This is a genomic window from Streptomyces sp. NPDC002896, assembly GCF_040295225.1.
GTDB lineage: Bacteria > Actinomycetota > Actinomycetes > Streptomycetales > Streptomycetaceae > Streptomyces.
Genome location: NZ_JBEOVA010000022.1, coordinates 99,050 through 118,789, shown reverse-complemented (window position 1 = coordinate 118,789; position 19,740 = coordinate 99,050). Strand labels below are relative to the sequence as shown.

The following is a 19,740-nucleotide window of genomic DNA, read 5'->3' as shown; positions in this document are numbered from 1 at the left end:
CGTCGGCTGCCTGGACCTGCTCAGCCGAGCAGGTCCAGCCAGCCGCTCAGCCGAGCAGGTCCAGGCAGTCGAACGACGTGCCCGGGCTGAGATACGCCGACCCGGTCGAACCGCTCACGATATTGATCTTGAGCACGTTGTACTGGCTGGTGTCCGTCTTCCACGCGCTCGCCGGGACGCTGTACGTGAACGTGTGGTTGTTGCCCCGGTACGAGCCGGTCGTCAGCGAGCGCGTCGACGGCTGGGACGGCGCCGACGGAATGGCGGACACCCAGTCGTTGACGGTGATCCTCGGCCGGCCGTTGATGTAGGCGGTCGTGACGCCGATGCGCAGGGTGTGCGCGGCGGCGGCCTGCGCGGCGGTCAGCTTGAAGTACACGAGGATGCCGTCGTTGACGTCCTTCCAGATGTAGCAGGGGAAGGACGCCGTCTCGTTCGAGCCGATGACGACGTTGCCCTTCCAGCTACTCGCCCGCTGGTCGGACGGGTGCGCGTACGTCATCAGCTTGGCGTTCTTGAACTCGCCCGGGGTGCCGTCCCAGTCGCCGATCCGCCAGATTGCGACGGCCTTGCTGGAGTCGTTCGACACGGTGATCGTGTGGAGGGCGGCCGTGGACCCGGCCGTCACCGTCACGGACTGCGTGTGGACGGCGAGTTCGCCCTTGTAGACGGTCAGCGTGTACGTGCCGGGCAGCATGTCCGGGCAGGAGAAGGAGCCGGTGGAGGAGCTCGCGGCGGCCCAGTACTGCGCGTCCGAGCTGGCGAAGCCCACCGTATACGGGTAGTTGGTGTCCTGTCCCGAGATGCCGACGCCCGCCACCTTGCCGCGGCCGCTCTTGCCGACCCATCCGCCGATACCGAGCCCGTCCACCCACGAGGTGTCGAGGTTCTTCGCGTAGAGCGACGAGGAGGGCGCGCCGCCGTCGGTGAACGCCAGGACGTACGGGCCCTGCAGGCCGAAACGTTCCGCCTCCGTCTGGCTCTGGTTGTAGTGCAGGATCTCGTACAGCCCGGCGCCGCCGTCGTTGGAGTGGCGCAGCAGCGAGCGGTAGAACGGGCCGCCCGAGGCCTTCTCGTGGTTGGACCGCACGATCCACAGGCCGGCCGAACCGGTCGTGAAGCCGATGTAGTCGTAGTCCATGACGCGCTTGCCGGAGTAGTGCTTGGAGTGCGTGGTGCCGTCGGAGCGGGACCACACGTCACCGGCCTCGATGATGGTGTCGGACGCCTCGATCCAGCTGTCCGAGCCCTCGTTGGGGAAGACCCCGGGCTTGAGGCGGACGATGTAGCGGGTCGCGGTGAATGAGGCGTCCGCCTTGTTGGTCCACAGATAGACGTTGTTCTGGCCGCTGTGGGCCGCGTAGTACTGGGTGATCGCGCCGTGCACGACCTTCACCAGGATCGTCGAACCCGACTGCTTGATCGTGACGGTGGAGGCGCCGAGGCCGGACTCGACGTGCGAGTGCTTGCCGCCGTAGCCCTCGTACTCCTTGCCTCTGTAGACGAGCGAGGTCAGGTCGCCGGTCGACTTGCTGACCTTGAAGACGAGGCTCGCGCCGGTGTCGATCACATAGTTGGAGCCGTCGTCGGACCAGCCGAACGTGGCGGCGCTGGCCTGCTGCACGAGGACGGCGCCCCCGGCGACGGCAACTCCGGCCGCCGCACCGGCGCCGACGATGAACTTGCGGCGGCCGACGCGGCGATGGGACGGCGGCGGCCCGGGCTGGCGGGGGGACGGCGCCGAGGGGATGGGCTGGGACACGGTGGTGCTCCTTGGTGCTGGGGGTGGGGGGTTGGGCGTGACGATCTGTGGTCGCCGTCGGACGTGAAGAGGTTGCCGAGGCTGGAAAGGTTCCCTGTCGGAGACGTCCGGTTCGCCCTCTAGAAAGCGCTTGCCCCCGCGGCGTATGGTCCCGGCGAACGATCTGTCAGGCCCTTCCCGCAGCCCGAGGAGAGTCACCCATGCGCCGAGCCGGTACCGCACTGCTGGCCACCCTGACCGCCGCAACCGCCTTGGGAGCAGCGCCCGTTGCCCATGCGCAGACGATCGCGCCCGACTGCACCGGCACCGCACCCGTCGTCTGCCATGCCGACGTCGCCCCCGGCACCTACACCGTGATCCTCACCCTCGGCGGGGATGAGGCGGGCAGCACCTCCGTCACCGCCGAGACCCGCCGGACGCTGCTCGCCGAGACGGCGACGGCGGCGGGGGAGAAGGTCAGACGCACGTTCACCGTCGACGTCCGCACCCCCGAGGGCGAGCCCACCGGGCCTGCCGGCAGCCCCGGGCTCGACCTGTACCTCGGTGGTACGTCGCCGAAGCTCGACTCGCTCAAGGTGGTTCCGGCGCCGCAGACCCGGAAGATCGTGCTCGTCGGCGACTCCACCGTCTGCGACCAGCCCGGCGACCCGTACTCCGGATGGGGCCAGCAGCTCCCGCAGTACCTGCGCCGCGGTATCGCCGTCGCCAACTACGCCGATTCCGGCGAGGGTTCGCAGTCCGTCCTGGACAATCCGGCGCTGTTCCCGGCTGCCCTGGAGCGCGTACGACATGACGACCTGGTGCTGATCCAGCTCGCTCACAACGACAAGCAGACGCCCAGGGACACCTACCGCGCCAACCTCACCACGATGATCGAGTCGGTACGCGAGCGCGGCGGCACGCCCGTCCTCGTCACGCCCATCGTCCGCCGCTGGTTCAACTCCGACGGCACGCTGAACAACGGCACCGCACTGCTCGTGAACGGCCTCGGCGTCGACCTGCCCGCCGAAATGCGCTCCCTTTCCGCGGATTTGGACGTCCCGCTGATCGACCTCACCGCACTCACCAAGCAGCGCGTCGAGGAGCTCGGCCCTGAGGGGTCCAAGGCGCTGTACCTCTACAACGAGAAGCGCGACAACACCCACACGTCGGTGCGCGGCGCCACCGAGTACGCGGCGCTGGTGCTGGGCGAGCTGCGTGCCCAGCACCTGGTGGACGACAGGGTGGTCGCGGCGCCGGGCGCCGTCGGGGAGTAAGCCGCCTGAGGCACCCGCGTATGCATCAGCTGGCTCAGCTTTCGCGGGTGTCTCATTGAATTGCAGCTGCCTCGTTAATTTCGCTTAATTCCGCAAAAAATCACGATTTAGGGTCTTTCATCCTGCCCGGGGTGGCTTATTCTAGGAAGTGGCCTACGGGACGAGCGAGGGAGTTCGACCGTTGTAGCCGACTTTGGCGAGAAGCTTCGGTTTCCGCTGAGGCCGACGTCGACGGTCGGGCTGAGAGGCCGGAAAGTCGGAGGATCGAGAGATCCAAAGACCGGAAGGCGACCCCTAATCACCTGATCCGGGCAATACCGGCGAAGGGAGCCCGTCTCGTAGGTCGTTTTCGTGCGCGCATGTGCAAACGTGATCAGCCCACGCAGAGGCCGAGCAGGCACACGTGCACGGGTGAGGTCGCCGCCGGCGACGCGGGGGCAGTGGTGGACGTCTCCTCAGCCGGTGCGGGCGTGGTCGCGGCCGTCTGGGGTGCCTTGTCGCTCTGCTGGGCGGTCGTGTCGTCGGACGATGTCGTCGGGGTGGTGCGCGGCTGCGGGGATGCGGTGGCGGCGGGACGTGAGGTTGCGACGGTGTGCCGGGGCTGGCTCGTCGTCGGGGTGGCAGTCGGCGCGGGCGTCGCGGTCTTCGGTGGCGTACTGGTCCTCGGGCGGTCGGCCTCAGTGTCGTGACCGCGTGAAACGCGGCCGTCGGGCTGCGCCGCCGTCGGGTCGGGACTGTCCGCCCGGCTGGTGGACGACGGCTCCGGGTCCGGGGCGGAGGCCGCCTGTGCGGGACCGCCGGAAGGACCGTCCGGCAGCGCGGCTATCGTCAGCCCGCCGCCGACGAGCGCGACAGCCGACACGACGGCGGCACGGCGCCGCTTCTTCTTCCACAGCGCCAGCTGGCGCCGCCGGGCCGCACGGCCCGAGGGGGCCTGGGCCTCGCGGGCCGCGTACTCGGAGCCGCTGGTCACAGGGCCGTCCGGCCCGTCCTCCGCGCTCGCGCTCTCCACGCTCGCGTCGGCACGGAAGGCCGCCGTCTCCGCTACGAAGCCCTCCGTATCGGCAGGGAAGGCCGCCCTCTCGGTAGCGAAGGCGGTACCGGCCTCGAACAGTGGCGAGAGCCTCGCTGCGGTGCCGGGGTGGCGATAGTTCGGCGGGGCGATGTCCGGTGCGTATGCGCCGCACCCGGGACACACCAGTGCCCCGTTGAGGGTCCGACGGCATGAGGAGCAGTAGTCCATCGCGATCTTTCTGTGCTGTCTGCGCCACCAAGGGCGCCGGCGAGCTGTTCAGTTCGCACGCGGGATCGAACGCGCAGCAACGGTAACGTCACCAGCCGAAGGCTTTGCGTAGCCTTTGTGGGGCTTGTGCAAAGGTTGTTCACCTGTCGCCGCTCCGGACGGGTGTGGTGCCGGTGGCGGCCGGTGCGTGCTTTTAGTTGTCTCTCGGTGCCTCCGGGGCCGGTGAGATAATTTCAGCGAGCGCAGTTTCGCCGGAGGGATCGCCATGACCAGCCGGTTTGTCGTCGCCCTGGACACCGACGCCGATGTCTCCGCCGACCGGCTCGGCGGCAAGTGCGCCAGTCTGCTCACGATGACCCGTGAGGGCGCCCCCGTGCCGCCGGGATTCGCGGTGACCACCGACGCCTTCGAGGTTCTGCTCGAGGACACCGGGCTGTATGCGGACGTCGACGAGGTCCTCGCCGGCATCGACGCCGCCGACCCCGCCGGCACGGAGGTGTGCAGCGCCGAGATCCGCCGCCTGGTCCGCGAGCAGCCGGTGCCGCAGGCGGTGGCCTCGGCCGTCACCACCGAGTACGACTCGCTCTGCGAGGCCGTCGGAGAGAGGGATGTGGCGGTGGCTGTCCGTTCCAGCGCCAGGACGGAGGACCTGCCAGGGGCGAGCTTCGCGGGGCAGCACGACACGTACCTGTGGATCCGCGGAGCCGACGCCGTCCTGGACGCGGTGCGGCGCTGCTGGTCGAGCCTGTGGACCGCCCGTGCGATCACGTATCGGGCCGCGCACGCCGTGCCGGAGAAGGGGCTGAGGATGGCGGTCGGCGTGCAGAAGATGGTCGACGCCCGCACCGCGGGAGTAGCCATGACCGTGAACCCCGTGGACGGGGACCCGTCGAAGATCGTCATCGACGCGGGCTGGGGCCTCGGGGAGCTCGTGGTCTCCGGTGACGTGACCCCGGACAACTTCGTCGTGGACAAGGTGCTGCTCGTCGCCGTGCGGACGACCGTGTCCCCGAAGCACTACGAACTGGTCGTCGCCCCGGACGGGCGCGGACTGGTCCGCGGCGAGGTCGACGAGAGCCGCCGCCTCGTGCCCTGCCTGGCACCCGACGAGATCAGCGCGGTCGCCGGACTGGCCAAGGCGATCGAGCGCCGGCACGGCTGCCCGCAGGACATCGAGTGGGCCATCGCACGCGATCAGCACGCACCCGGCGGTGCCCCTGCCGTACTGCTGCTCCAGAGCCGGCGAGAGACCGTCTGGAGCCGCAGGCCGAGGAGGCCGGCGCGGGTCACGGACGGTGCGGGCGTCGCAAGCATCACCGAAACCATGCTCGGCCGGGGGACGCACGGCCTCGACCCTCCGGCGTGACCCCTGACCCTGCCGAGTCCAACCGTCACCGACCCGGCCGCCCGGGGGCCGTACTCACACGGGACCCGTACCCACACAGGGCCCGGGGCCCGTACCTCCCGAGGTCTGTATCTCCGGGGCCCGGGGTCCGTATCCGACGAAGGGCGGCTCCATGGCGACGACGACGCGCACGACCTTCCCCAGTCCTTACGAGCTGCCGGCCCCCGCAGGAGCCGAGGGCTGGGAGCGCCTGTATCCGTACCACTTGGTCTTCCAGTCGGCCCGGCGCGAGGCGGAGGAGGCGAAGTTCTGGTTCTGCGACAGCCAGCACTGGCCGGCCGTGCTCAAGCCGTTCGAGACGATCGGACCCGAGTTCGCGTCGAAGTGCCTGGGCCAGTTCAACACCCGGTATTTCCTCGTCCCGCCCGCCAACGGCATCGAGGCCCGCATCCACCAAGGCCGGGTCTATCTGAGCCCGGCCGCCGTGCCCGAGAACGAGATCGCCGCGCGAGTCCCAGAGTTCCTCCAGCGCGCCGGGTACTACTTCGAACACTGGGACGCGCTCCTCGACAACTGGAAACGGAAGGTGCTCTCCACGATCCGGGACCTGGAGGAGGTCCGGTTCGCCGAGCTGCCCGACGCTCAGCCGTACGAGGACGTCGAGGCGGGCAGGGGACTGGACGCGAGCGACGACCTGCTCGGCCAGTACGACCGGCTGATCGCCCTGTGCCATCGCGCCTGGCAGTACCACTTCGAGTTCCTCAACCTCGGTTACGCGGCCTACCTGGACTTCTTCCAGGCGTGCAAGCAGTGGTTCCCGGACATCCCGGACCAGGGCATCGCCACGATGGTCCAGGGCGTCGACATGGAGCTCTTCCGCCCGGACGACGAGCTGAAGCGGCTGGCGAAACTCGCCGTCGACCTCGGCCTCGACGCCGTCCTCACCGCCCCCCATCCGGGCCCGCACACGCTCACCGCCCTGGCCGGATCGGAGCGCGGCCGCACCTGGCTCGAGGCCTGGCACGCCGCCCGCGACCCCTGGTTCAACTTCACCTGCGGCAACGGGCTCTACGCCGACGACAAGTACTGGACCGACACCCCCTCGCTCCCCCTGGGGTACATCCGCGACTACGTCCTGCGGCTGCGACGCGGCAAGACCATCGACCGGCACCTGGCCGAGCTGGTCGCCGAACGAGACCGGATCACCGGCGAGTACGCCGAGCTGCTCGACCCCGGCCAACGCGCGACCTTCGAGGCCAAACTCGGGCTCGCCCGCCAGGCCTACCCGTACGTCGAGAACCACAACTTCTACATCGAGCACTGGACCATGTGCGTCTTCTGGCGCAAGGCACGGGAGCTGTCGGCACTCCTCCACCGGGCCGGCTTCTGGCCTGGTGAGGACGACATGTTCTATCTGACGCGGGACGAGGTCCGCGGGGCGCTCTTCGACTACGCGGCCGGGTGGGCCCTCGGCACCGCACCGGCCGGCCCCGCCCACTGGCCGCCTGAGATTGAGCGGCGGCGGCGGATCGTCGACACCCTGGCCCGCCAGGAACCCGAACCCGCACTGAACCATCCGCCGGAGGCCGTCACCGAACCCTTCAGCGTCATGCTGTGGGGCATCACCAGCGAACGGGTCCGGGCCTGGCTGAGCGGCGGCGCCGACACCACCGGCGACCTGACCGGGGTCGCCGCGTCGCCGGGGCTCGCCGACGGCCCGGCACGGGTCATCCGCAGCGCGGGTGAGCTGGACCTAGTACAGGATGGGGAGATCATCGTCGCTCAGATCACCGCACCGAGCTGGGCCCCGGTGTTCGGCAGGATCCGCGCCACGGTCACCGACATCGGCGGAGTGATGTCGCACGCCGCCATCGTCTGCCGCGAGTACTCACTGCCCGCCGTCACCGGCACCGGCTCGGCGTCCACGCGCATCAGGACGGGCCAGCGGATCCGCGTGGACGGGAGCGCCGGGACGGTCACGCTCCTCGACTGAGATCGGCTGAGGCGGACGGGGGCGATGCCGCCTGGCGGTTCCGTCAGATATGCGCTTATGAAGTTGATTGTCCGCACAATCCGCACGACCCTTGCATCATGGAGAGCTTCGGCGCTTCTCCGCCGCTCCTCGGAGTGGTCGTCACCGACCGGCAGGGCCTGGTCACCGGGTGGACCTCAGGGGCGGAACGCCTTCTCGGTCACAACGTCGCGGAAGCGGTGGGCCGGCCCGTGGCGGAACTGCTGGGCATCACCGTCCTCGAGACCGCTGACGGCCCGGGCGGCGGAGACGGGCATGCGGCAGTACTTCCGGTCCGCCACAAGGACGGCAGTCGGCACGACCTGTCCGTATACCGCCAGCTCCTGACGGCAGGCGGGGACGCGGTCGGCTCGGTCCTGGCGTTCGGGCCGCCACCGGACCAGGCCGGGGACCGGGCCCTGACCCGCTGGCTGCTGGAGGACTCCCCGATCGCCCTGTCGGTCTACGACAGCGATCTGCACTGCGTATGGCAGAGCACCGGGATGCGCCGCCTCACCGGACTCACCGGGCTCACCGGCCCCCCTGACGAGGCGCGACGCCGGCCTCGGCCCCTCACGGACATCCTCGGCGGCCCGGGAGCCCTTGAGTGGGAGGGACGGGTGCGCCGGGTACTCGCGACCGGCGAGGAGGAGACCAGCGAGGTCCGGAGCGATCTCCCCGGTGGCGGGGATCTGCGCACCCGCGTGTTCAGCATCTCCGCGACACCGTTGCGGAACGGATCGGGGAATCCGCTCGGTGTCTGCGTGGCGGTGGCCGATGTGACCGAGGCGCGCAGGGTCAGGGAGCGGCTCGCCCTGCTGACCAACGCCAGTCTGCGGATCGGCACCACCCTCGACATCGCGCAGACCGGGCGGGAGCTGACGGAGGTGGCCGTACCCCGGCTCGCCGACTTCGCCCGGGTCGACCTGCTGGACGCCCTGGTCGGGGGTGACGAGCCCGCCCCCGGGCCGCTCGTCGACGCCGTACGCCTGCGCCGGATCGCCGAGCTCAATGTGTTCGAGGGCGTGGTGGAGGCCGCCGTGCCGGCCACGGGCGACGCGGACGTCTACACGGCGAACTCGCCCTCGGCTCTCTGCCTGGCCACGGGCCGTTCCGCGCTGTACCGGACGACGGACCCGGTGATCAGTGCGTGGGTGACCGAGAGTCCGCGCCGGGCGGGGATCGTCCGCAGGTTCGAGACGCATTCGTGGCTCTTCGTCCCGATCAGCGCCAGGGGCGCCACGCTGGGTGTCGTGATGTTCGCCCGCAACCGGTCCACGCCGGAGCCGTTCGAACCCGAGGACCTCGCCCTCGCCGAGGACCTGGTGGCGCTGGCGGCCGTGTGCCTGGACAACGCCCGGCGGTTCGCCCGTGAGCGCAAGGCGGCGCTCACCCTGCAGCGCAGCCTGCTGCCGCAGCGGCTGCCCGAGCAATCGGCGGTGCAGGTCGCGTCCCGCTATCTGCCCGCGTCGCCCCGCGCGGGCGTGGGCGGCGACTGGTTCGACGTGATCGGGCTCTCCGGCTCCCGCGTGGGCCTGGTCGTCGGCGACGTCGTCGGGCACGGCATCCACGCGGCCGCCGCCATGGGCCGGCTGCGGACCGCCGTACGCACCCTCGCCGACGTCGATCCCACCCCCGACGAACTGCTCACCCGCCTCGACGACCTGGTCCTGAGGCTGTCCGAGGAGTCCGGCACCGACGCAGGCCCGGATCCCGGCTCGGGCGGTGAGGCGGCCGCCGACGTCGGCGCCACATGCCTGTACGCCGTGTACGACCCGGTGACCGGGCGCTGCTCCCTGGCCCGCGCCGGCCACCCGGCGCCGATCCTCGTCACCCCCGACGGAACCGCCCGCTTCCTGGACCTGCCCGCCGGACCGCCGCTCGGCCTCGGCGGCCTGCCGTTCGAGTCGGCGGACGTGACGCTTCCCGAGGGCAGCCTGCTCGCCCTCTACACCGACGGACTGGTCGAGTCGCGCCACCACGACCTGGACACGGGACTGGAGACCCTGCTCCGGGCGCTGACCACACCGATCGACAACCGCGCGGACTCGCTGGACGCCCTGTGCGACCGTGCCGTACGAATGCTCCTGCCCGACGGCCCCGCCGACGACGCCGCACTGCTGCTGGTCCGGCCGCGGATCCTGGACGCCGAGCGGGTCGCCGTATGGGACGTCGCGACGGACCCGGCCGCCGTGGGGCGGATCCGTGCGGAGAGCACACGCAGGCTCGACGACTGGGGGCTCGGCGAGGCCGGCTTCGTCACCGAGCTGGTGGTCAGCGAGCTGGTGACCAACGCCATCCGGTACGGCGGGTCGCCGATCCAACTCCGCCTCATCCACGACCGCGTACTGACCTGCGAGGTCTCCGACGGCAGCAGCACCGCACCCCATATGAGACGGGCGCGCGTGTTCGACGAGGGCGGCCGGGGCCTGATGCTGGTCGCCCAGCTCACCCAGCGCTGGGGCACACGCCAGACCACGGCGGGCAAGACGATCTGGTGCGAGCAGTCATTGCCTTCGGCGAACGGACACGGCGTTTCGGCGCTGGGCGCGCCGGTGTGAGACTGGGCCCGATTGAGGCAAAACGCAGTAGTGGTGAGTGTGGCTTCAGTTGAGCGCGTCTGCCTCAGTTGCGTCGTCCCTGAGCCCGACCCCCGTCAGCCCCAGCACCCGTGCGCGCTCGAGCAGCGTGGCGATCTTCGCCGCCGCCTCCCAGCGCCGGGCGACCGCGTGAGGCGTTCGTCTCCTCTCCGTAACCGCCTCCGTCGCCAACCTCCTGTGTCCGCCCACTTCCTGTGTCACCAAATCCCTTGTGTGCGGCAAATCGGAAACATGCCCATTACGGAGGAGGGCCTTCTCGGCAACACCCCGTTCCTACTGTCTCCGCACGCGCCGGGCTCTCTGGCGCCGGGGAAGGAACCTGTGCCATGACCAGCGAAGACAGACACAACAGAGCGAACCGTGCCGGTGCGGAGGGGGCGCAGGCGCTGCGCGCGGCCTCTCTCACCGACCGCCGGCAGTTCCTGCTCCGCGGCCTGCAGGTCGGCGGACTCGCCATGCTCGGCGGCCCGCTGCTGGCGGCCTGCGGGTCCGATTCGGGCTCCTCGCCGTCGTCGGGGTCGTCGGCCTCGGGCTCGAAGAGCCTGGGGGAGCTGACGTTGCGTCTGTCCTGGATCAAGAACGTGGAGTTCGCCGGGAGTTACATCGCGGACAGCAAGGGCTACTACAGGGACGAGGGCTTCTCCAAGGCCACGCTGATCGGCGGCGGTCCGTCCGCAACGCCGATGGAGACCGACGTCGTCACCAAGAAGGCGCTCGTCGGGATCAGCGCACCGGACATCACCGGTGCCGCCATCGCCAAGGGCGCACCGCTCAAGATCATCGGTGCCCAGTACCAGAAGAACCCCTTCTGCATCATGTCGATGGCGAAGACCCCGATCACCAAGCCCGAGGACATGTACGGCAAGAAGATCGGCGTCCAGGCCAGCAACGAGTCGGTCTGGGCGGCGTTCGTGAAGGCCGCGAAGCTCGACGCTTCGAAGATCACCAAGGTCCCGGTGCAGTTCGACCCGCTGCCGCTCACCCAGGGCACGGTCGACGGCTGGTTCTCCTTCGTCACCAACGAACCCAACGCGCTGCGCCTGAAGGGGTTCGACGTCGAGACGTTCCTGCTCGCCGACGCCGGCTACCCGCTGGTGTCCGAGACGTACATGGTGCGGCAGGACACCATCGACAAGCAGCGGGACCTGCTCAAGGCCTTCCTGCGCGCGGAGATACGCGGCTGGAAGGGCAGCCTCGCCGACCCGGCACTCGGCGCGAAGCTCGCGGCCGAGACGTACGGCAAGGGGCTCGGTCTCACGACCAAGGAGCAGACCCTCGAGTCGAAGGACCAGAACAAGCTGATCCTCACCGCGGACACCAAGAAGAACGGTCTCTTCACGGTCACGCAGAAGCTGATCGAGGAGAACATCCAGACCCTGAAGTACGGCGGCGTCGACCTCACCGCCGAGAAGCTGTTCGACTTCTCGCTCCTCGAAGAGGTCTACAAGGAGGACCCGAGCCTCATCTGAATCCGACAGCCGGACGACTCGCCGCCCAGACAACTCCCAGACACACACCAGGGGTCGACAACTGATGAGCACCGCAGCAAAGGACGCGTCCGAAGGGACCGGCGCGCCCGATCCGGGGGAGGCCGCTCCGGCGGAGAACGGTACCGGGCTGTCCCTGCGCGGGCTCAGCAAGGAGTTCCGGCTCGGCAGGCGCCGGGTGAGAGCGCTTGACGGCGTAGACCTCGACACCCGCGAAGGGCAGTTCCTCGCGCTGCTCGGGCCCTCCGGCTGCGGCAAGTCCACGGTCCTGCGGATCCTCGCCGGCCTCGACACGCCGACGTCGGGCACGGCGCTCGTACACGGCGAGGATCCGGAGTCCGCCCGGCGGCGGCACCACCTCGGCATCGCCTTCCAGGACAGCGCACTGCTGCCCTGGCGGTCGGTCACCTCCAACATCCGGCTGCCGCTGGAGATCAGCGGCATGTCGGCCGACCCGTCGGTCGTCTCCGACCTCATCAAGCTGGTCGGACTCGAAGGCTTCGAGAAGGCCCGCCCGGCCCAGCTCTCCGGCGGCATGCGGCAGCGCGTCGCCATCGCCCGCTCGCTCGTCGTCGACCCGAAGGTACTGCTGCTCGACGAGCCGTTCGGCGCCCTCGACGACATGACGCGGCAGCGGCTCAACCTCGAACTTCAGCGCATCTGGCAGGCCAGAGCGGTGACGACCCTGCTGGTCACCCACTCCATCAGCGAAGCGGTGCTGCTGAGCGACACCGTCGCCGTCATGTCGCCGAGGCCCGGCCGGATAGTGGAGACCGTGTCCATCGACCTGCCGCGCCCGCGCACCCCGGAGATGCTGCGCTCGCCGGAGTTCCACGCCTACGCCGACCAGCTCTCCGAGCTGCTCTTCGGCCGGCCCGAGACGTCCGGGACGGCGGAGCTGTGAGCGCGCAGACATCCGCGTACGCGCCCGCCGGACCGCGCCGGATACTGCGACCGCCGTCCGCATGGGCCGGGGGCGCGGCCGGCATCGTCGTCCTGATCGCAGCCTGGTCCGTGCTCGCCACGACCGTCCTCGGCACCGGCGACGGCGTCCCCACGCCCTGGGCGGTGGTCGGCAAGATCGCCGACGACGGCTGGACCTTCTACGGCCCGCACATCGGCCAGACCGCCGACGAGGCCGTACGCGGCTACCTCCTCGGCAACGGCCTGGCGCTGGCCTGCGCGGTCCTGGTCCTGCTGGTGCCCGCACTGGAGCGGCTGATCATCCAGCTCGCCGTCGCCTCGTACTGCCTGCCCATCGTGGCGGTCGGCCCGATCCTGTCCCTGGTCCTCGACGGCGACAAGCCGATGGCGGCGATGGCCGGTATCTCGGTCTTCTTCACCACGCTCGTCGGCGCCCTGATGGGACTGCGCTCGGCTGACCGGGCCTCACTCGACCTGGTACGCGCGTACGGCGGCGGGCGGTGGCAGCAGATGCGCCGCGTACGCATCGTCGCCGCGCTGCCCAGCACGCTCGCCGCACTCAAGATCGCCGCACCCGCCGCCCTGCTCGGCGCCATCATCGGGGAGTACCTCGGCCGGGTCGACAACGGCCTCGGCATCGCCATGACGATCGCTCAGCAGCAGCTAGACGTGTCCCGCACCTGGGGCATCGCCCTCGTGTCGGGCGCGGTGGCAGGCGTCGGATACGGAGCGGTGGGGCTCGTGGCCCGGTTCGCCGTGCCGTGGTCGCGGAGTACGACGGTGGAGGGCGGGGGCGCATGAGCACGACCGCATTGGGGACCGCGACCGACCCCGCGGGACCGCCGCCCGCCGGGGGGACGGGCGCGCCACCGGACCCCGGCGAGGCGGCACCCGACGGTGGCGGCCGAGCGACGGTGATGCGCGCGGTGCGCCTGCTGCGACCGCTCGCCAACCTGGTCACCACGCTGGCCGCCGTCGTCGTGCTGTGGATCGTCTTCCTGCAGGTCTACGAACTCGACCCGCTGGTGGCCAAGTCCCCGGCCGACGTGTGGCGTTACCTCTTCGAGGGCGCGCAGGCCGCCGAGCACCGCTCGATCGTCGCGTCGGGCCTCGGCCGCACGCTGCTCGACGCGGGCCTCGGTTTCGCCGCGGGCCTCGCGGCGGCGGTGGCGGTGGCCCTCGTCTTCGTACTGTCCCGGAGCGTCGAACAGGCGCTCCTGCCCATCGCCGTCGTCGTGCGATCCGTGCCGCTGGTGGCCATGACCCCGCTGATCACGCTCGTCTTCGGCCGGGACCTGCTGGGCACCACCGTCATCAGCGGACTCGTCGTCTTCTTCCCCGCGCTGGTCACCATGACCTTCGGCCTCAGATCCGCGTCCCGTCAGGCGGCCGACCTGTGCCGCGCGTACGGCGGCGGCGACTGGACGGTGGCCCGCAAGGTGATGCTGCCCAGCGCAGTACCGGCGTTCTTCGCCAGCGCGCGGGTCGGCGTACCGGGGGCTCTCATCGGCGCGATGCTCGCCGAGTGGCTCTCCACCGGCAAGGGCCTCGGCTACGCCATGCTGCAGGACTCCTCGACCTTCGACTACGACCACCTGTGGGCCTCCGTCGCGGTGCTCACGGCCGTGTCGGCGGCGTGCTACAACGCGATCGCGGCGGTGGAGACGCTGGCCCTTGCGCGGTTCGCGCCTGACACGCGCCCGGGTGGCTGACCATGGACATCATGGGAACGACGGGGGACAAGGCGGCGGTTGATCTCAGGCTGGGCCCGGCACTCGTCGTGCCGGTCACAGCGGCACCGTTCAAGGGCTGGGTGGAGGTGACCGGCGGCGAGATCGTCCACGTCGGGCCGGAGCCCTCCGCCGGGCCGGCCGCCGAGGAGTACGACGCGTCCGACGGAGCAGGTGTTCAGGGCGCCGTGAACAGTGTCGGGAAGCGGGGAGCGAGCCAGGGCTTGCGGCCCCAGGCGAGGACGCGGCCCCGGGCGATTGCGCCCCAAGGCTCGCAGCGGCCGAGCGCCATGAGCAGGAAGGTCACCGGCTCGGTGAGGATGGTGCAGTCCGGGCGGCTCGGCGGCTGCGAGCTCACGGCTACCGCGCCGTTGGTGAAGGTCACGCCGAAGCGGGTGCCGCCCCATAGACGGATCGTGTAGCGAGCGGTCAGCTCAGCGGTGGTGGCGGTGTCGACTACCCGTGGCATGGCCGTGATCAGGAAGGGCAGGGTCAGCTCGACCCGGGCGCGGTCGATCATATGCGGACGGCCCAGCGCGCGGGCGAGGTCGTAGCCGTGGCCGAGCATGTGCGTCAGCAGGTACGAGCCCAGTACGGCCGGGCCCATCGGACCCATCGGGGTGACCAAAGGCCCCTCCACCGCCCGCTGGTCCACCACCTTGAGGAATGCGGCAGCCTGCGCCACGATCATCCCGGCCAGCGGATCGGCCTCGCGCTCGTCGAACTCGGCGAGCGCGCGCTCGTTGGCCGCGGCCAGGCTCTGCGGGGTGCCGTCCCCGTACCTGCGCTCGTGCCCTGCCGCGACGTCGGCCATCAGCTCATTGGCCTGCGCCAGATGCGCTGCCGCCGCCCCGACGCTCCACTCCGATCCGGGTACCGGAACGCCCGTGTCTGCAACCCCGCGCAGCAGCGCGGCGATCTCCTCGGAGGTGTCGCGTATCGCGTCACCAAGCCCCTCAGGCAGAGTGCCTTGTACTCCCTGCTCAGCCACTGGTGCCACGCCTCTCCCATCATCAGCCTCGTACCCACAGCGGATCGCGCAGCCCGCCGGAGGAGGAAGGGCTGCCGCGCCCGCCCTTACCGGGCCGGGTCGGGGGCGGCGTACGCGTCCGCGGCGAAGCTTACGAAGTCCGCCCAGGCGGTGGGAGAGAGGGCGAGCTGGGGGCCCTGCTTGTCCTTGGAGTCGCGGACGTGGATGGTGGTGGGGCAGGGGGCGATCTCCACGCAGTCGCCGGAGCTGCCGCTGCTGTAGCTGGACTTGCGCCAGGAGAGGGCGACTTCGATGCAGTCGCCGGAATCGCCGCTGCTGTAGCTGCTCTTGAACCAGGCCAGTTCGGTGCCGCTCATAGCGCTCCTCGCATCCGCTTCAGCAGGCTCCGGGAGTCTTCTGGTCTGAGAGCCTGCGACCGCAGTTTTGCATAGCGCATGTGGAGCGTGCTGATCGTCTTTGGATCGGCGATGAACTGTGCGCTCTCCTGCCCTTCGCAGTAGCCGAACCACTGGTTGTCAGGAGTTTCGAGCAGCTGTAACGGTCCGTCCAGGCCAACGTGAACATGGCGCTCCAGCGGCATGACTTGCAACTCCACGTTTCGAAGAGCTGTGAACTCCAGCACGTGGTCGATCAGTGCCTGGGTGTCCGCTTCACCGCCGGTCCGGCGTAGAAAGACGTGCTCGTCGACGATGAAGCTGTACGCCGTGTTGGGCCTGTTCCGAAGCAACTGCTGCCGTTCCAGGCGGGCGGCTACCTGCGTTTCGACCTGCTCATCGGAGAGCAGGGGGATGCGGTTCTCGAAGAGTGTCCGCGCATACGCCTCCGTCTGCAACAACCCGGGCACCAACCGGCATTCGTACGTGTACAGGCTGATCGCCTGCTGCTCCAGATCCGCCCACTGGCGGAACCAGGACGCCAGCCCCTGCTTCCGCGTCAGATACTTCGCCGCCTTCCGGAGCACCCCCAGACCGTCGAGCGCCTGCTCCGCCCGCTCGACGAACTCCTTGGACGGAAGCCGTCTGCCCTGTTCGACGGAGGCAACGAAGTGGGGCGAGTACCCCATGTCCCCGGCCAGTGCCTCCTGCGTGATGCGGGCGTTCTCGCGAAAGCCCTGGAGGACGGCGCCGAAGGTCTTGAGGCTGTCCGACGGTTCAGGTTCGCTGGTGCCGCAGTAGTCGCTGTTGCTACCGGCCATGTCCGGGTACCCCCGAGTGCAGTGGTGTCCGCCCCGCAAAGCACCCATCGTTACAGCGAGTTACGCGTACCGTCCACCCCTCGTACTCGTACGCTGACGCAGCGTACGAGTTGAGCGCCTGGTGAACGGGGGTGCCGAGCCCGACCGTTGACCCATGCCACCCCAGACCAAACCACAAAGCCCCGTTACCGTACGTGTGTTCAGTCAGCAACTCAGCTCCATGCCGCGTGGCGCCCGTCTCGCCCGCCGCCTGGTCGCCGAGCGGCTCGACGCGTGGGGCCGGCCGTACGCGTCCGAGCTGAACGAAGCCGTCACGCTGATCACCGCCGAACTCGCCGCGAACGCGGTCCGGCACGGGCGTCTGCCGGGCCGGGACTTCCGCATCCGGCTGACGGCGACGGAAGGGACCGTACGGATCGAGGTCGAGGACGCGAAGGGGGAGCGGCTGCCCGCGATCCGCCCAGCGGGCGGCGCTGCCGAGGGCGGCCTGGGGCTGGTGCTCGTCGACGCGCTGGCGGACCGGTGGGGAGCGGACCCGCGTACGGACGGCGTGGGCAAGACCGTCTGGGCGGAGGTGCGGGCTCACCGCGTACGGCATGACGACGGACCGAAAGGGTGAGCCCCGGCGGGTTGCGCCGGGGCTCACTTGGGGTGGTGCCTCAGCGGTTCATCAGTACGAACACGCCCCACCCGAGATATTCACGCCGGTACCTGGCGTGCTGGACGGGAGACGTGGTGAGTTCCGCGCGCAGCTCGTCGGCCAGTTCGTCGTCGGGGTTGGCGTCGAGCCAGCGGCGGATGTTGAGCCACTGCGCAGCGACGTACCGGTCCCAGCTGTCCTGGTCGGCCAGGACCATTTCGACGACGTCGCAGCCCAAGTCGCCGAAGTGCTGGAGCAGTTCCGGCAGCGGGAAAAGCTCCTCCTTGCGGGACATATGGCAGGCCTCGACGGTGGCCTGGTCGAGGGGCTCGCGGCGCCAGTACGGTTCGCCGATCAGCATCATGCCGCCGGGGGCGAGGCTGCGCCGGAGGAGTTCGACCGTGCCCCGCACGCCGCCACCGATCCAGGTGGCGCCCACGCACGAGGCGATGCCGACCGGATCGTCGGAGACATGGCCCGACGCGTCCCCGTGCACGAAGCCGACCCGGTCGGCCACGCCCAGCTCGACGGCCCGCGCGCGGGCGGCGCCGAGGAAGACGGTGCTGATGTCGACGCCGGTGCCGGTCACGCCGTGGTCGCGCGCCCAGGTGCACAGCAACTCGCCCTTGCCGCAGGCGAGGTCGAGCACGCGCGTGCCCGGCGACGGGCTGATGGCCTGACCGAGGAGGGCCAGCTTCTCGCTGGTGAACGGGTTGCAGAGGAGATGGCTGCTCTCGCGGATGGTGAAGCTACGTGGCAGATCCACTTCTGGGAGTCCTTTGGTTCGAAGAGGTCAGAACGGTCGGGGAGGGCGGCCGGTGGAAGCTGGCCGCGGTTGCCTGGACCGTCATCAAATGCACCTCTTCGGACGCGTGGACGCTTCGCTGGGACCGGCCGAACATAGGGCCGCTGGGATCTTCATGTCCACTGATTTTCGGTCGCCATGTCCGGCGGGCGCCTCGTCACAGCAGCCCGGCTGGCTTAGGAGGCGCGGGGAGCGAACCCCGTCGTCGTGAAGGACGCCTGATCCCGGGACGTCGTGCCGTCGGTGATCCACCAGTGCGTGGGGTCCTCGCCGTACAGGCCGAAGAGGGTGCCGGACGCCCAGTTGAGGATCAGCTCGTCCTTGCCGGCACCGTCGAAGTCGGCGGCCCCGGCGGGCCGGGCGTGCCGCCATTTCGCGGGCCCCTTCCGCACTTCGCGCAGGACAGAGGTGCGCTTGTCGCCGTCGATGAGCGTGGCACCTTCGTACGTGGCAAGGAGGATGCCGTCGCGGCCGTCGCCGTCCGGATCGGCGGCCGTGAAACCGCCGGGCCCGTAGTCGGTGCCTGCGCCCTCGGGCACCTCGGGCAGCCGGTAGGTGACCGGCGCGCCGCCTCTGCCGGGGTACACGGCGAGCGATCCGTCGACCTCGGGCGCCTCCGTCTCGTAGCCGGGCTCGTCGTTGCGGCCGCCATCGTCCCCGACGGCCACATCGCGCAGCCCATCGCCGTCGAAGTCGCCGAACGCGTGGGCGTTGCCGAGGCGCAGCCGCCTGCCGCTCGCGGACAGGCCGATGCCGCGGCGGGCCGGGTAGAGGACGTTGCCGGACTGCTCACCGTCGCTCGTTTCGTGGAACAGCAGGGACGTCGCGCGCGGCTTGCCGGACGGGTCGATGGCGTCCACGACGAGTTGGCCATCCTGCAGCGGCAGGCCGGTATCGGTGCGCGCCGGTACACCGGACCGCGTGAACGGGCCGTACAGCACCACCAGGGACGACTCGTTCTTCGCGAGGCCCGCGAGGTCGTGGTGCCCGTCCCCGTCGAAGTCGCCGCGCACGACGGTCTGAAGGCCCAGCTTTGTTGCGCTCTGCGGCAGTCGCACCGGGGTCGCCCCGGCCCCTGCTGTGGGGCCGCCGGGTCCTCCCCACGTCACGTACGGGGCGGTGCGTGCGCCGGATATCCTCCGGTCCTCGACGATCTCGCCCATGACGGTCGTGACGAAGTCCGGGAAACCGTCGCCGTCCAGGTCGGCGACCGTGTCCGGGGCGAGCGGGTTGCTCCCGGCCACGTCCTCCGGCGGATCCGGCAGGCCCAGGTCGCGGCGGCCGTAGACCGTGCAGGTCGAGGGGTCGAGCCCCTTCGCCGAGCCGTAGAGCACAGCGATCCGTTCGCCGCCGGGGACGGGCACGACGAGGTCGCGGTACCCGTCGCCGTTGATGTCGTCGGGGTCCTTCGACCCCTTCCCCGGAGTCGGCGCCCGGCTCTCGGCGGGGGCGCTGGGCACGGGGGACTTGTCGCCCGTCCCGCCACCGGACCCCCGGCTCTCGCCGGACGCGCCGGCCACCGGGGACTCGTGAGCCGTTCCCCCACCGCCGCATCCGGTGAGCGCTGCGAGCACGACGCAGACGGCGCAGACGGCGAAGGCGGTACGAGACTTCATGCGCCTCACTCTCACATCCCGCAGCGTGCCTACTCCAAGGGGACGGGAGGACTGTTGCCCAATTGTCGATCAGCGGAACGCGGCACGCCCGATCGGCAGACCCGACTAAGCACTACTCGTCGACGACGAAGCGCT

At 70.1% G+C, this 19,740-nt stretch carries 16 protein-coding genes; 9 read left to right on the top strand and 7 right to left on the bottom strand.

Going from position 1 to position 19,740, the window contains the following annotated elements:
- Positions 1-46: 46 nt before the first annotated feature.
- Complete coding sequence (locus ABT009_RS32495) at positions 47-1,678, bottom strand: rhamnogalacturonan lyase B N-terminal domain-containing protein (protein ID WP_502990010.1); 1,632 nt, start codon at positions 1,676-1,678, stop codon at positions 47-49.
- Between the two features lie 284 nt (positions 1,679-1,962).
- Between ABT009_RS32495 and ABT009_RS32490 the strand changes: the two genes are divergently transcribed.
- Positions 1,963-3,018: a rhamnogalacturonan acetylesterase gene (locus ABT009_RS32490; RefSeq protein WP_351303091.1), complete on the top strand. Its 1,056-nt coding sequence runs from the start codon at positions 1,963-1,965 to the stop codon at positions 3,016-3,018.
- A 373-nt stretch (positions 3,019-3,391) separates the two neighbouring features.
- On the opposite strand, the gene ABT009_RS32485 is transcribed toward ABT009_RS32490, so the two are convergent.
- Positions 3,392-4,261, bottom strand: coding sequence for an SCO2400 family protein (locus tag ABT009_RS32485; protein ID WP_351303088.1), 870 nt, complete (start codon positions 4,259-4,261; stop codon positions 3,392-3,394).
- Positions 4,262-4,526: 265 nt separating this feature from the next.
- On the opposite strand from ABT009_RS32485, the gene ABT009_RS32480 reads away from it, so the two are divergent.
- The 7 genes from ABT009_RS32480 (at position 4,527) to ABT009_RS32450 (ending at position 14,340) form a co-directional block, all read left to right on the top strand.
- Positions 4,527-5,627, top strand: a complete 1,101-nt coding sequence (locus tag ABT009_RS32480; RefSeq protein WP_351303085.1) for a PEP/pyruvate-binding domain-containing protein — start codon at positions 4,527-4,529, stop codon at positions 5,625-5,627.
- Positions 5,628-5,778: 151 nt separating this feature from the next.
- Positions 5,779-7,599, top strand: coding sequence for a PEP-utilizing enzyme (locus ABT009_RS32475; protein ID WP_351303083.1), 1,821 nt, complete (start codon positions 5,779-5,781; stop codon positions 7,597-7,599).
- Positions 7,600-7,697: 98 nt separating this feature from the next.
- The gene (locus tag ABT009_RS32470) at positions 7,698-10,178 is read left to right on the top strand and encodes an ATP-binding SpoIIE family protein phosphatase (protein WP_351303080.1); all 2,481 of its coding nucleotides are present in this window, start codon (positions 7,698-7,700) and stop codon (positions 10,176-10,178) included.
- A 365-nt stretch (positions 10,179-10,543) separates the two neighbouring features.
- Positions 10,544-11,686, top strand: coding sequence for an ABC transporter substrate-binding protein (locus ABT009_RS32465; RefSeq protein WP_351303077.1), 1,143 nt, complete (start codon positions 10,544-10,546; stop codon positions 11,684-11,686).
- Positions 11,687-11,750: 64 nt separating this feature from the next.
- The gene (locus ABT009_RS32460; RefSeq protein ID WP_351303074.1) at positions 11,751-12,608 is read left to right on the top strand and encodes an ABC transporter ATP-binding protein; all 858 of its coding nucleotides are present in this window, start codon (positions 11,751-11,753) and stop codon (positions 12,606-12,608) included.
- Positions 12,605-13,429 (top strand): ABC transporter permease, encoded by an 825-nt coding sequence (locus ABT009_RS32455; RefSeq protein ID WP_351303072.1) that lies wholly within the window; start codon positions 12,605-12,607, stop codon positions 13,427-13,429. Before ABT009_RS32460 ends, ABT009_RS32455 begins: the two co-directional genes overlap by 4 nt.
- On the top strand, positions 13,426-14,340 hold the full coding sequence (locus tag ABT009_RS32450; RefSeq protein ID WP_351303069.1) for an ABC transporter permease: 915 nt from the start codon (positions 13,426-13,428) through the stop codon (positions 14,338-14,340). The genes ABT009_RS32455 and ABT009_RS32450 overlap by 4 nt, the downstream gene beginning before the upstream one ends.
- Before the next feature lie 196 nt (positions 14,341-14,536).
- On the opposite strand, the gene ABT009_RS32445 is transcribed toward ABT009_RS32450, so the two are convergent.
- From ABT009_RS32445 to ABT009_RS32430, 3 genes are all read right to left on the bottom strand, one after another.
- Positions 14,537-15,358, bottom strand: coding sequence for a maleylpyruvate isomerase family mycothiol-dependent enzyme (locus tag ABT009_RS32445; protein ID WP_502990006.1), 822 nt, complete (start codon positions 15,356-15,358; stop codon positions 14,537-14,539).
- A gap of 77 nt (positions 15,359-15,435) precedes the next feature.
- Positions 15,436-15,705 (bottom strand): DUF397 domain-containing protein, encoded by a 270-nt coding sequence (locus tag ABT009_RS32435; protein WP_351303066.1) that lies wholly within the window; start codon positions 15,703-15,705, stop codon positions 15,436-15,438.
- Complete coding sequence (locus ABT009_RS32430) at positions 15,702-16,544, bottom strand: helix-turn-helix domain-containing protein (protein WP_351303063.1); 843 nt, start codon at positions 16,542-16,544, stop codon at positions 15,702-15,704. The genes ABT009_RS32435 and ABT009_RS32430 overlap by 4 nt, the downstream gene beginning before the upstream one ends.
- A 220-nt stretch (positions 16,545-16,764) precedes the next feature.
- Here ABT009_RS32430 and ABT009_RS32425 point away from each other — a divergent pair, with 220 nt between their 5' ends.
- On the top strand, positions 16,765-17,163 hold the full coding sequence (locus tag ABT009_RS32425) for an ATP-binding protein (protein WP_351303060.1): 399 nt from the start codon (positions 16,765-16,767) through the stop codon (positions 17,161-17,163).
- A 40-nt stretch (positions 17,164-17,203) separates the two neighbouring features.
- Here ABT009_RS32425 and ABT009_RS32420 read toward each other — a convergent pair whose 3' ends face one another.
- A complete protein-coding gene (locus ABT009_RS32420) occupies positions 17,204-17,950 on the bottom strand; it encodes an SAM-dependent methyltransferase (protein WP_351303057.1) in 747 nt (248 codons plus the stop codon).
- A 215-nt stretch (positions 17,951-18,165) separates the two neighbouring features.
- The gene (locus tag ABT009_RS32415) at positions 18,166-19,605 is read right to left on the bottom strand and encodes an FG-GAP repeat domain-containing protein (protein ID WP_351303054.1); all 1,440 of its coding nucleotides are present in this window, start codon (positions 19,603-19,605) and stop codon (positions 18,166-18,168) included.
- Positions 19,606-19,740: the final 135 nt, after the last annotated feature.

Coding starts and splice junctions, on each gene's coding strand:
- ABT009_RS32415 (WP_351303054.1), bottom strand. CDS start 19,605: ATGAAGTCTCGTACCGCCTTCGCCGTCTGCGCCGTCTGCGTCGTGCTC.
- ABT009_RS32425 (WP_351303060.1), top strand. CDS start 16,765: ATGCCGCGTGGCGCCCGTCTCGCCCGCCGCCTGGTCGCCGAGCGGCTC.
- ABT009_RS32480 (WP_351303085.1), top strand. CDS start 4,527: ATGACCAGCCGGTTTGTCGTCGCCCTGGACACCGACGCCGATGTCTCC.
- ABT009_RS32490 (WP_351303091.1), top strand. CDS start 1,963: ATGCGCCGAGCCGGTACCGCACTGCTGGCCACCCTGACCGCCGCAACC.
- ABT009_RS32460 (WP_351303074.1), top strand. CDS start 11,751: ATGAGCACCGCAGCAAAGGACGCGTCCGAAGGGACCGGCGCGCCCGAT.
- ABT009_RS32470 (WP_351303080.1), top strand. CDS start 7,698: ATGGAGAGCTTCGGCGCTTCTCCGCCGCTCCTCGGAGTGGTCGTCACC.
- ABT009_RS32430 (WP_351303063.1), bottom strand. CDS start 16,544: ATGGCCGGTAGCAACAGCGACTACTGCGGCACCAGCGAACCTGAACCG.
- ABT009_RS32450 (WP_351303069.1), top strand. CDS start 13,426: ATGAGCACGACCGCATTGGGGACCGCGACCGACCCCGCGGGACCGCCG.
- ABT009_RS32485 (WP_351303088.1), bottom strand. CDS start 4,261: ATGGACTACTGCTCCTCATGCCGTCGGACCCTCAACGGGGCACTGGTG.
- ABT009_RS32435 (WP_351303066.1), bottom strand. CDS start 15,705: ATGAGCGGCACCGAACTGGCCTGGTTCAAGAGCAGCTACAGCAGCGGC.
- ABT009_RS32475 (WP_351303083.1), top strand. CDS start 5,779: ATGGCGACGACGACGCGCACGACCTTCCCCAGTCCTTACGAGCTGCCG.
- ABT009_RS32465 (WP_351303077.1), top strand. CDS start 10,544: ATGACCAGCGAAGACAGACACAACAGAGCGAACCGTGCCGGTGCGGAG.